This window comes from Gilliamella sp. CG16, assembly GCF_046635785.1.
GTDB lineage: Bacteria > Pseudomonadota > Gammaproteobacteria > Enterobacterales > Orbaceae > Gilliamella > Gilliamella apicola_I.
Window position 1 is genome coordinate 1 of sequence record NZ_JBIDFL010000004.1, and the last position, 12,504, is coordinate 12,504.

General features: G+C 33.9%; 12 protein-coding genes. 6 read left to right on the forward strand and 6 right to left on the reverse strand.

What is annotated here, in order from left to right; translation table 11 throughout:
* The 6 genes from ACGH47_RS05535 to ACGH47_RS05560 all read left to right on the forward strand — a co-directional run.
* Window positions 1–267, forward strand: a 267-nt coding sequence (locus tag ACGH47_RS05535; protein ID WP_411622920.1) for a hypothetical protein, incomplete at its 5' end; no start/stop codon positions are given.
* A complete protein-coding gene (locus ACGH47_RS05540; protein ID WP_411622921.1) occupies window positions 267–3,947 on the forward strand; it encodes a toxin VasX in 3,681 nt (1,226 codons plus the stop codon). The genes ACGH47_RS05535 and ACGH47_RS05540, both read left to right, overlap by 1 nt.
* A gap of 15 nt (window positions 3,948–3,962) precedes the next feature.
* The gene (locus ACGH47_RS05545) at window positions 3,963–4,838 is read left to right on the forward strand and encodes a DUF6708 domain-containing protein (RefSeq protein ID WP_411622922.1); all 876 of its coding nucleotides are present in this window, start codon (window positions 3,963–3,965) and stop codon (window positions 4,836–4,838) included.
* A gap of 56 nt (window positions 4,839–4,894) precedes the next feature.
* Complete coding sequence (locus ACGH47_RS05550; RefSeq protein ID WP_411622923.1) at window positions 4,895–5,767, forward strand: DUF6708 domain-containing protein; 873 nt, start codon at window positions 4,895–4,897, stop codon at window positions 5,765–5,767.
* 57 nt (window positions 5,768–5,824) lie between these two features.
* Window positions 5,825–6,700: a DUF6708 domain-containing protein gene (locus tag ACGH47_RS05555; RefSeq protein WP_411622924.1), complete on the forward strand. Its 876-nt coding sequence runs from the start codon at window positions 5,825–5,827 to the stop codon at window positions 6,698–6,700.
* A 57-nt stretch (window positions 6,701–6,757) separates the two neighbouring features.
* Entirely contained in the window at window positions 6,758–7,630 is an 873-nt protein-coding gene (locus ACGH47_RS05560) for a DUF6708 domain-containing protein (protein WP_411622925.1), read from the forward strand.
* A gap of 628 nt (window positions 7,631–8,258) precedes the next feature.
* On the opposite strand, the gene ACGH47_RS05565 is transcribed toward ACGH47_RS05560, so the two are convergent.
* The 6 genes from ACGH47_RS05565 to ACGH47_RS05590 form a co-directional block, all read right to left on the reverse strand.
* Window positions 8,259–8,867 carry a hypothetical protein gene (locus ACGH47_RS05565; protein ID WP_411622926.1) on the reverse strand — a complete coding sequence of 203 codons (609 nt, stop codon included), beginning with the start codon at window positions 8,865–8,867 and terminating at the stop codon, window positions 8,259–8,261.
* Between the two features lie 2 nt (window positions 8,868–8,869).
* Window positions 8,870–9,559 carry a hypothetical protein gene (locus ACGH47_RS05570; protein ID WP_411622927.1) on the reverse strand — a complete coding sequence of 230 codons (690 nt, stop codon included), beginning with the start codon at window positions 9,557–9,559 and terminating at the stop codon, window positions 8,870–8,872.
* A 161-nt stretch (window positions 9,560–9,720) separates the two neighbouring features.
* Window positions 9,721–10,128 (reverse strand): hypothetical protein, encoded by a 408-nt coding sequence (locus ACGH47_RS05575; protein ID WP_411622928.1) that lies wholly within the window; start codon window positions 10,126–10,128, stop codon window positions 9,721–9,723.
* A 171-nt stretch (window positions 10,129–10,299) separates the two neighbouring features.
* Window positions 10,300–11,019: a hypothetical protein gene (locus ACGH47_RS05580; protein WP_411622929.1), complete on the reverse strand. Its 720-nt coding sequence runs from the start codon at window positions 11,017–11,019 to the stop codon at window positions 10,300–10,302.
* Between the two features lie 205 nt (window positions 11,020–11,224).
* The gene (locus ACGH47_RS05585; RefSeq protein ID WP_411596633.1) at window positions 11,225–11,908 is read right to left on the reverse strand and encodes a toxin-antitoxin system YwqK family antitoxin; all 684 of its coding nucleotides are present in this window, start codon (window positions 11,906–11,908) and stop codon (window positions 11,225–11,227) included.
* A gap of 329 nt (window positions 11,909–12,237) precedes the next feature.
* Entirely contained in the window at window positions 12,238–12,480 is a 243-nt protein-coding gene (locus ACGH47_RS05590; protein ID WP_411622930.1) for a hypothetical protein, read from the reverse strand.
* Window positions 12,481–12,504: the final 24 nt, after the last annotated feature.

The window sequence follows — 12,504 nt, forward strand, 5'->3', positions numbered from 1 at the left end:
AAAACATTGAAAGAAAAACAACGCATTACAACACCGGATGATACGCTACTTATGGTAGTGGCCGATAAATGGGTGGAAGGGATAAATATTGGGCTGTCTGATTTGGAAGATCAGTTTGCCTTTGCCATGACCAGTTTATTTTATCACATTGATTTAATGGCGAATAAAGCCACGGAAAAAGCAGTGTTCAATGCAATTGAACAACCGGGCACATTAAAAGAACGTTTATCAGTATTAAGACAATTAAAGTGGGGAGAGGTTAACTAATGGACTTGGAACAAAACAATCAAAAGCAAGACGATTTAGACGAAATGCAAACCGACAATAATACACATGAAATTAGTATCAACGAAGACATAGAAAAGCTGACCTCAGAATGCAAAAAAAATTGTCGACTCTGTGATCGGGAAGGTTTTCCAATTTACTTACTGAGAAAGTCAGTCATCCGTAAAAAAGCATGGAATGTGCCCTGGTCAAATAAAGTGCCGGAAGACGTTGCAAAGCAACCCAAAAACCTGCTTAAGGAGCATGAATATACCTTACGAAATGTAAGACAAGGCTATATTTATGTTTTGGTTGAAAGCAAGGAAGGTAACAAAGAGTTTCTCGGATATGAAGTGACGCCAGAAGGCGCGTTCAGACAAAGACCACTAGAAAACATGGTAATTAACAAATGTGAGCCCATGTCAGCTTCGTGTATCAAATCAAATCACCATGTACCGGCATCATTTATCAATATCGATACCAATTTATACCAAAAAGCCTGGATAGCCTATAGTAAGTACCCATGGACAGAAAAGATAAGAGAAAAATACCTTAGCGGTGAAGCGGCTCTGGATCGTTTTACGTATGTTGATCTTAGTGAAGAAGCCATTCAGACAATATCACCCGATCAGATACGGGCAAAAGATTTATTTATGATGGCAGAGGGTTATAACAAGTCGGGGAACGATAATGCTGACTTTTCAACATCACCGTTTCCGTTACAACCGGAACTGGTTTTCGAGGACCTCAGAACAACCGGATTTTACACAATTCATCATTTTGAAAGCCGTAAAGAATCGAACTGGGATTATTTTATTTTTGCCAGCAATATGGAAGACAAATACAATTGCCAAGTACCGGTAGTTTTGGTCGAGGATAATTTTGGCATTGTTGAAGAACTCAATTACCAGCGAGAAGTAAAAAATAATTATACCGGTGAAAAAGGATTAAATGGAAAACTCAACAAAAAGACTGGGGTTCCCTTTATTTATAGTCAAATATATGATGAAGAATGTCAGTATAAATTTACAATACAACAAACAATCGACGGTTATGAAAAATCATTAGAACAATTTTTTAAGGAAAGATCATCCGGTTATATTAGAGAAACTATTATAAATCTTGCCGGAGGAGGGCAATCGACAAATTTAACACGCAGTGAAATTGATATTTGTACTAATTCTATACTCTCTCCATGCGAATTTATACCGCAAGAAAAATCGGCAGAGCTCAATTTTCAGGAGCACTGGAAAAAATTAAAAGCCCAGCTTGACATGAAAGCGCTTGAACGTTTTCGCAGCAGCTGGAAAAACAGTACTGACAGTGTTAACCAAACTATCCAAAAATATTCGCGGGACTATGCCAATTATGCACGCTGGTTATTTGGTCGAGAAGGGATGAATTCAAAACTGTCAAAAGTAGTGATATCTGAGCGGAACAAAACCCGTTTTTGGGAAGTTGAATTCAACTACCAACTCAAACCTTTTCATAAATTTTATCTGGATGATGCACATACAATGTTATCCAGTCATATTACCCCGACTGATGATGTGAAAGCCTTACAAGATGAACTCTGTTCAGACCCGGACAGCTACTACTATCAAGTTCTGGCAGGTGACGATAAGGATTTATTTGGTCAAAACGACAGTGACACGTCTGAAAATAATAATTCTTCATCAACTTCAATCAGTACGGAATCATCCGGTAGTGATTTTGATAAAGTGTTAGCTGACAGCATGAATAACATTTTTGGGGCAGATATCGATGCCAGCGATGGGGATATCTTATTAGCGCATGTTATTCGTAATCATATATTATCGTTGTCAACGGATGTCACTTCAGGCATTGCCACCGAATACCGCAATAGCAGGGTATTACTGAACGAAACACTGATAAGCGGTCGTTTAAAACAATTGGCGGCAAAAATAGCCGATGGAAAAGTAACCGAAGTTAAGTTAAAAATCCGCATGCCCCATATTGCCGAAGTTTTTGAAAGTATTGGCAAAATATCGGTCACCGGCGGGGTTAATTTTAAAACCAACTTAAAAACAGCAACGGGCGATAATCTTTATTTTAATAAAGCCGATTCAAAATTTTATATTATGGATTTGAATGGCAAATCCCGAGGTTTTACCCGGGCTGAATACGATGTGCTAAAACAAAAAACCGTGACACTTGACGTGAGCATGGTGACAGAAAATGCACGGGTACCGCAAAATTTACTGGATGATTTTAAAAAGCTGGCAAACGAAGATATTTTACCTATCCAAAAATTTCGACGATTTGTCGCGCGCGTTCCTCAGGATATTGACATTGCGGTAATGGCAAATGGGGATGAATTACAAGCATCGCTATTAAAAGAAATGGAAAATAAAAAACTGAACCATGTTCCAACAGAAAATCAAAAAATTATAGTGAATGGTTTAGCCAAATGCTTTTTAAATGTGGTGATGTTGGGGTTCACCCTGAAAGGATTAGAAGAGAACCGAAAACAACTTCAATCCGAAACCGACCCAATAGCACGTGCTTTTCTTTTTTATGATTTCTGTTCGGGTCACATTGCGCTGTGTGGCATGACGACCGAAGTGGTGGGGCATATTATCAGAATGGCAACCGCTAAAACGGCATTAAGGGTCAGCAATTTTTTAACCCGTTTTCCGCACGGCGAAAGTCGACTCATCACACAAAGTTTGCAAAGAGCTAACGGCATAAAAAACTTTTTCAATATCACCAATAATTTGCTCAATATTGCCGGTAAAGGGCTTGCTCTATTAACAATAGTTGATGGTGCGATGGAAATATTTAAAGGGTTTAATTTAATGTTAAGAGAAGGAGAAATAGCAGCTGGAGGTTTAAGAATACTTGGAGGAATAACTATAGGAATTGGTGCAGCATTCTCTTTAGGCTGGATTGAGCTAGCCCTTCCGTCATTAATGGTTACAGGAATTGGTATTGCTGTCGCTGTTGCCGGTATCATTATTATCTATATTGCCTCTTTTTTTGAACGAACCAAGTTAGAGCGTTGGTTTGCGCGTTGTGGGTTTGGGGTTGATCAGTGTCGATACCCATTGACCAAGGATGGATTAAAAAAAGCATTAAATGATTTTGCGTTTTTAACCTCGGGCATGTCACCCCAGCTGAAATTAAAAGAATCTGAGTCCCGTAAGGATGTATCATTAATCGGCGGTTTTGAGTATAAATCACTCTATCTTAGTATGACTATTCATAACTTTGATAAGCAGAATGATGAACTACAATTTATTGTCACTATAAATGATAAAATTGACTCAAAAAAGAAAGTTATATTGGAACTGACTCATAATCCTGAAACATACGAGCTTGAAAGTAAATTAGTTGAATATACTTTTCCCCCGCTTTCGGTCAATCGTAAACCGACTGTTAGCATTACACCATCAAAAGGACGATTTTATAAGTACCAGTCGGAGGAAGTAGACATTGATAACAGCGATAAAACACTGAAAGTAATGGAAGGCACAATCACCAATCTGGTTATTAATTTTAAATTGGCTGAAATTGATCTGTCTGCCATTCAAGATTTATTGTTTGCCGTTGAACTTATGTATCAAAAACCCAAAATTATCAATGATGATAAAATTGAACAACCTGCCCCGGTTCATCAATATCATGAATTTGAAGGCAAAAGTTTTTTAATTGAAAAATAACGTTAGGAGTAAATGATGCCATCACGTTACAAACCACCACTGCCCAAATGGAAAAGCGATTTATCTAAAGGGGGAGGACCAGGCACTAAACACTATGCTAGTTATATTGCATGTGCAACGGATAATTATCTTGAAATCTATCGTAAACGAAAAATTATAGTGCCTTATTTCACATTTTTTTTATTTGGAAGTGCAGAAATTTTGCTTATATCGTTATTTTTTTATTTTTTAACTGAATTAAAACTTTATTGGTTCATGGCAATAATATATTTTTTTGCAACTATTGGGTTAGGTCTGGTACTTTATGTGAACTTTTTCACTTTTCTTTTTTATCAATTTGCTCCGGCTAGTAGTCCTATTCGCTTTAATCGTAAAACAGGCAAAGTTTATCTTTACGAAGCGGTAGTAATGGAACGGATGTCGAAGAAGATATGGCCATTGCTAAGAACTTTTAAAGATCTAAATAAATTTCATATAAAAGTTTATGATTGGAAAAATTTTCATGCTGTATTGCAGCGTTATACAGTAGTCAATGCGCAAGGCGGTAGCTTTGAAGAATCCATTTTAGTCGGGGTTGCTTGTGAGCCCAATAGCTATAAAGTCATTGAATATATTTATATTCGAAAAACGGATTATTTTACAGAGGATTGGGATTGGATTTGTCATTTTATGGGATGGGACACCGATAAACCGTTAGACCAAGCAGGCTTAGAATACATTGATTACCATCCACGTGATGCCGAAACCTTTATGCAAGTAAAACCGAGGCTAAAAATCACCTCGAGACAAATTGAAGGATTGGACAAGGCATCGAAAGCGGGTTCAAAAGAAGAGCTAGCCCAGATAGAACAAGAGTATGAACTAACAAAAACCGTGTATCCGGTCGAATAATCTTAACGTTAGTTTAAAAAACGGAAAGCAAAACAATCAGGATAGCAGGAGCAAAAATGCCATCACGTTACAAACCGCAACTTGTTTGTTGGAATCAAGATTTAAGTAAAACCAGTGGAGGCGGGATACTCGGCTCTACAAATTATATTGCATGTGCGACAGATAATTACCTTGAAATATTTCGTAAACGAAAAATTATAGGTCCCTATATTGGATTTTTTTTATTTGGAAGTGCAGAAATTTCGTTTATTTGGTTATTTTTTTATTTATTAAATCAAAATAGTATTGATTTATGGGTGATTATAATGTCGTTTGTTATATCTATAGTGGGAGGTCTGGTTGTTTATTTCATTCTTTTCAATCTTCTTTTTGGTCAATTTGCACCCGTAAGTAATCCAATTCGTTTTAATCGCAAAACAGGAAAGGTTTACCTTTACGAAGCGGTGGCAACAAAATGGATGTTTAGATTTTGGAAGCCGCTATGTTCATTCAATGATTTAAATAAATTTGAAATTAAGGTTTATGATTGGGAAAACTTTCATGGTGTATTGCAACGATCTACGGGGGCTTTTGCTTCGGGCGGAACAATAGAACACAATTCTTTATACGGAGTAGCTTGCAAACCTGGTAGTTACGAAGTCATAGAATATATTTATATTCGAGAAACAGATTGTTTAGCTGGTGATTGGGATTGGATAAGCCACTTTATGGAGTTTAGAACGAACGAACCTTTAGACCAAATAGGTTTACAATACCTTAATTATTACCCACGTGATGCCGAAACCTTTATGCAAGTAAAACCGAGGCTAAAAATCACCTCGAGACAAATTGAAGGGTTAGACAAAGCATCGAAAGCAGGCTCAAAAGAAGAGCTAGCCCAAATAGAACAAGAGTATGAACTCACAAAAACCGTATATCCGGTCGAATAATCTTCACGTTAGTTTAAAAAACGGAAAGCAAACCAATCAGGATAGCAGGAGCAAAAAATGCCATCACGTTACAAACCACCACTGCCCAAATGGAAAAGCGATTTATCTAAAGGGGGAGGACCAGGCACTAAACACTATGCTAGTTATATTGCATGTGCAACGGATAATTATCTTGAAATCTATCGTAAACGAAAGATTATAGTGCCTTATTTCACATTATTTTTATTTGGAAGTATAGAAATTTCGCTTATATGGTTGTTTTTTTATTTATTAAATCAAAATAGTATTGATTTATGGGTGATTATAATGCCGTTTGTTACATCTATAGTAGTAGGTCTGTTACTTTATGTAATTTTTTTCACTTTTCTTTTTTATCAATTTGCTCCGGCTAGTAGTCCTATTCGCTTTAATCGTAAAACAGGCAAGGTTTATCTTTACGAAGCGGTAGTAATGGAACGGATGTCGACGAAGCTATGGCCACCGCTAAAGGCTTTTAAAGATTTAAACAAATTTCATATAAAAGTTTACGATTGGAAAAATTTTAATGCCGTATTACTAGGTTCGACAGTGGTTAACCCGCAAGGTGGTAGCTTTGAACGTTATGCTTTAGTTGGGGTTGCTTGTGAGCCTAATAGTTATAAAGTGATTGAATATATTTATATCCGTGAAACGGATTGTTTTACGATGGATTGGCATTGGATCTGTCATTTTATGGGATCGGACATCGATAACCCCATAGACCAAGAAGGTTTAGAATACGTTGATTACCATCCACGTGATGCCGAAACCTTTATGCAAGTAAAACCGAGACTAAAAATCACCTCGAGACAAATTGAAGGGTTAGACAAGGCATCGAAAGCGGGCTCAAAAGAAGAGCTAGCCCAAATAGAACAAGAGTATGAACTCACAAAAACCGTGTATCCGGTCGAATAATCTTCATGTTAGTTTAAAAAACGGAAAGCAAACCAATCAGGATAGCAGGAGTAAAAAATGCCATCACGTTACAAACCGCAACTTGTTTGTTGGAATGAGGATTTAAGTAAAACCAGTGGAGGCGGGATACTCGGCTCTACAAATTATATTGCATGTGCAACGGATAATTACCTTGAAATCTATCGCAAACGAAAAATTATAGGGCCCTATATTGGATTTTTTTTATTTGGAAGTGGAGAAATTTTGCTTATTTCGTTATTTTTTTATTTTTTAACTGAATTAAAACTTTATTGGTTCATGGCAATAATATATTTTGTTGCATCTATTGGATTAGGTCTATTTCTTTATTTCATTCTTTTCAATCTTCTTTTTGGTCAATTTGCTCCCGTAAGTAATCCAATTCGTTTTAATCGCAAAACAGGTAAAGTTTACCTTTACGAAGCGGTGGCAACTAAATGGATGTTTAGATTTTGGAAGCCACTATGTTCATTTAATGATTTAAATAAATTTGAAATTAAGGTTTATGATTGGGAAAACTTTCATGGTGTATTGCAACGAACTACGGGGGCTTTTGCTTCGGGCGGTACAATAGAACACAATTCTTTATACGGAGTAGCTTGCAAACCTGGTAGTTACGAAGTCATAGAATATATTTATATTCGAGAAACAGATTGTTTTGCTGGCGATTGGGATTGGATAAGCCACTTTATGGAGTTTAGAACGAACGATCCTTTAGACCAAATAGGTCTAGAATACCTTAATTATTACCCACGTGATGCTGAAACATTTATGCAAGTTAAACCGAAGCTAAAAATCACCTCGAGACAAATTGAAGGATTGGACAAGGCATCGAAAGCGGGCTCAAAAGAAGAGCTAGCCCAAATAGAACAAGAGTATGAACTCACAAAAACCGTGTATCCGGTCGAATAATTCTAACATTAGCTTAAAAAAGGGAAAGTAAAACAATCAGGATAGCAGGAGTAAAAAATGCCATCATGTAACCCCCTCGTTAAGAGGCGGGGATTAAGTGTTTTGTCGTGTTGATTAATTGAGGATAACTTAGGTATATCTGCAAGTATTTTTAACTCGATTTCATACAAATCATCAAAATGGTCTTTTTTCTAAAAGATGATTTAATTCTTCAAATTGCGTAAAAATTTTATCATCTTTCCAATCTCCATCAAGAAGGGATGAAAATGAATGTCAAAATAACACCCATTATTAAGCACTGCAATCAGTCAGCGCAAAATCAATCATCGTTAAATACCATTTGCCTTCAATCCAAGATAGGTAAAAAATAAAAGTTTTACCCCAAAATATTTTATCTTTTTCAGGTTTTAAGTCAGAAACCAAAATTACTTTGCGGGTAATGGGTTCTAATGTTTGGACTTTGGATAATTGATTGAACCTTGTATTATCTTTTTGGTTATAAGCATTAATAACTTCATTGAACGTTTGTTGAAATAAAAATTCTTTTATCTGTGCATCAGAAACGGATATATTAAAAAAACAGTTAGCAATAAAACCAGTATTGTTTCATCTTCATTTTCCTATTCTTTTAATGGATTAATTCAAAATTGCCATTTTTATTGATTTTAAATTTTAATAAATGTGACTCTATTTTAGGTATTGTGGGGTGTTTGATAATATTTCCGTTATCATCAATTGTAACCTTATTTTTAGAATATTCTTGAATGAATATATTTCCATTTTTATCAATGGCAAAATCATTCCAATAGGTGACTTCAAATGTGAATCTATGGTCTATTAATAAAGCATCAATCCTATTTCCTGCATGATCATAACTGTTTATTTGAAAAAATAAGCAGGGATATTCTGACTCTACCCATCCTTCGTATATAATCCCTGTAACTCTTTGTAAACCAATTGAAACGTCTAACACAGGGTAATAATATTTTGATATTGAATAATAATCCTGAAAATTTTTAGGCTTAATATTTTTTTCTGATTGGGTAAATTCTTTTTTTTCCAATAATTGAGCATTTATTTTATAAGTCCCCGTATTTTCGTCATAAGAATAATAACTTTTTAAACCATCAGATGTAAAAGGCAAAGTATGTTGAATGGCGGTATTTTTCGTACTGCCATTTGAACTACCGATGACAATGAGCATAAAAAACAGAAAAAGAAGGATATGTTTCTTCATTTTTAATCTTTTTTATAAACTTCAGTCATTTTATTATCCATAAAGTTAGGTGATTGAAAATAATATCTTTTATCCTTAATAAACAGGTTAAAGATAAAATTGCCTTGGGTTTGTTCTTTTGCTAATCCTTGATAGGCGCAAAGACTGACGTCGTTTTTTAGGTATAACGGTAAATCGTAATCAAGCGTATTAAGTTTAATCTTAGTATCATGAATAGTGAGTGTTAAATAAGTCGAACTATAATGACCATTAAAATCTTTTAAGGTCGTTGGTTGATATTGCAAAATAGTATTAATTGCTGATTGATAATGTTGTTTGTATCGTTCTTCTAACTCAGGATGTTGTTCGACTAATGCTTCGGTGACAAAGTCCCCTAGAAAGTATCGGGAATGTTTAGGATCTCGGTAAGAATATAGTTGTGATTGTTCAGTGTGCTTATCGGTAAGTAAAAACCATGACTGCGAACCTAACAGGATATCATAAAGTTTATTATTTTTGGTTAATTCAGCTTTAATATAGATACCATCAGGGGTAAAACCATAGTAATGTTCAAAATTAACATCATCAGGTAAGTACTCTTCGTGCTTATTTTGAGTAATTTCGAGAATATCGTCTGCACTTAAATGCCAATCTAAACACATTTGATAATAAATTAGATTTCGAAATTTTAAATCATGACATGACTTAGTCATATTGGTTATCTCATCTTGTGCTTGGCACGAGAAGGTTATTAATAGGCTTGTTATTAGTATTAAAATTTTATTCATTATTTCCAATCTACATTGTTATTTTTTATCATGCTTTTATATTAAGATTAATCTATTGATTGGACTAATATCCAAGCATTGAATTATTATTTAGGTATAGTTGAAAGTTCTTTTAACTCAACTTCGTACAAATCATCAAAGTTGTATATTTTTTTCGAGATGATTTTATTTTTTTCATATTGCGTAATAATTTTATAGTCTTTTCCAAACTCGTCGGGGTGATAATACGCCGTTTCGATCAATTCGCCTTTTTGATTATATTTTTTCCATAACCCAACTTGAATTCCTGTTCCATTGTAAATCCCTTGGCAACCTGATAATTTTAATGTTCCATTTGGAAAGTATTCTTTTATCGGTTTTTGACATAAGGCATTGTCAGTGGATAAAGTTTGACTAAAATCGTGTTTATTTTCGTCTGCAAAACTTGAATTACATGAACATGAAATGAATACTATTGCGACTAGTAAATATAAATTTTTTTTAGCATTACTCATCTTTTAAATTTTCCATGTTTTTTAGCTGTTTATCTTCTTTCAAACTTAAACTTTATTTGCCATTAAATACGGAAAGTTAGAAATAGATAAATGATATATTATATGCGGTTTGTATTTTATCTCTATTTTGTTATTTAGTTAAACTAATACAATCCGCATAATCACTCATTTTTATTCAGGAACAAAATTGTTGATATTATAAAAGACGATATGATAGCCATTACCTATGTTTAACTTTATTTTTTTATAGGTAAATTCAACAAACAGGCTTTGTAATGAGTGAAAATCACGCTCTTTTTTAGATAAGAATTGTGTTGCATATTCAATATACTCAGGGCAACAATCCTTATATTTTTCTGGGTTATCGATTATTTCATTCTGATAGAACTGTTTTTGAACCAAATAAGACTCTTTTCGGATCTCATCAAAATATTTTTCTTGGCAAATGGCTTCTAGCTGTGGTGTGGTTTTAATCGCAGTTAATAAAATAAATTTCCCTTTATTGTTATGCAACAGTATATCTTCTTTAAAATAAAATGGTAAAAATTCAACAGTTCGTATACCATCAATTAAGTCTTGAGAAACCCCATATTCTATTTCACCAGTTAATAGAAAATCTTGATCCTTATTATCTATAAATTCAATTTGCAGATCATCTATACCCAGATACAGCTTTTTAATGATAAAAAGCGTCTTCCCTTTTTGTACCAGTGAAAAATCTTCTTGGTTTAATCCTTTTAATGTTAATTTTTTATTGCCTAACTGGATTAAAACAGGATCATGGTCTAACGCAATGACTTTGCTATAGTTTATGTTTGTTTTTTCCTCTTTATGCGCATAACCACAAGAAGTCAAAAAGCTAATGAGTAAAAGTATAGCTATCGTTTTCATGATTTTCCTAATTGAATAGTAGTATGTATAAAATCTATATTAAATCCTCAATGTTCATGATCATAATGATTTTGAACACCTGAGCTTACACCAGCAAACTCTGCCAAACTTGTCGCATAGTTAGATCTGAATCCATATTCAAAAGTAATTTGGTAAATAGTCGCATTTTTATTTCAATCAAAATTTTCTATTTTTCAATTATTTATTATTTAGGAATGGTTAAAAGCTCTTTTAACTCAGTCTCATATAAATCATCAAAATTGTAAATTTTCTTTGAAACAACTTTTCCATTCTTATATTGAGTTACGATTTTATAGTCTTTGCCTAATTCATCAGGATGATAATAGGTGGTTTCGATTAAATCGCCTTTTTCATCGTATGTTTTCCATAATCCTACAGGTATTGTGGTAGCATTATACATATCCATAAACCCTTCATATTGCTTAACGCCATTTTCAAAGTAAATAGTAGTGAGTTTGGGTAATTCTAAAGAGTCAGTAACTATTGTTTCTATAAGATTTATTTGTCCATTAGGATAATAAATAACATATAATACATCTCCTTTTTTAACTTCATCTCTTACATAGCGGATGAATTTTAGTTTTCCATTTGGGTAAAATCCTTGAGCAGAAATGCCGTCTGGTTTATATGATGACATATAATACACAGATTCTAATTGACCGCCTTTAGTATAGTAAGTTTTTATATAATCCGCTGCTTTATTGCCATTGATATAATATTCATATCGTAGAAAACCCTCCGGAGTATTGGATTCTTTAATTCGTACTGAATGTGACGGGGTAACTTCGGAAATCTTTTTTTCTTCAATGCGTTGAACACATGCCAAAATGCCAACAAAAAAAATAGACACTATTAGTAATTTTTTCATTTTATTCTTAAAAATGTTTATTAATGTTGATTTCTAACCCTTGAGCAAGTTGCTATGCTACTAAGTCCATATTGTCGTAAATACTTTTTGCATCTTTAGGGTGTGTAATATAATCAAGCTTGATTAAAACTTTATATTTCGTTTGATTTTTTCCCCAAAGAACTCCTACATTATTTCTAGCATCAGGGTGTTTCTTTCCTATATTGACAACAGTATAACAACTAAAAATATTAAGTTGTTATGTTTATTTTTTTATTTATTGTTAACTTACCACCGTTAATATTTATGAGGGTGATAAGCATAATAATCGTTTGTTTACTACACAATCTTTAATTCAATTCATCAATTTCTTTATCCACAAATTTGCGTTTGACAAGCTCACCGTCTTTATAGGTTTCTGTGTACAAAAGTTTGCCTTTTTTAGCAGAAGATAGATCAGCAGATCCATCTGGCTTCTCTTGGTAATCTAATTTATAAAATTTCCAAATTCCAATCGGTAACCCTTTATGGTAATTTGCTTTAAGATAAGTATAACGGAGAGGATAAGTATAATAACCGTTCGGTTTCTTCAACACCATAAAAACGGTAGGATCATC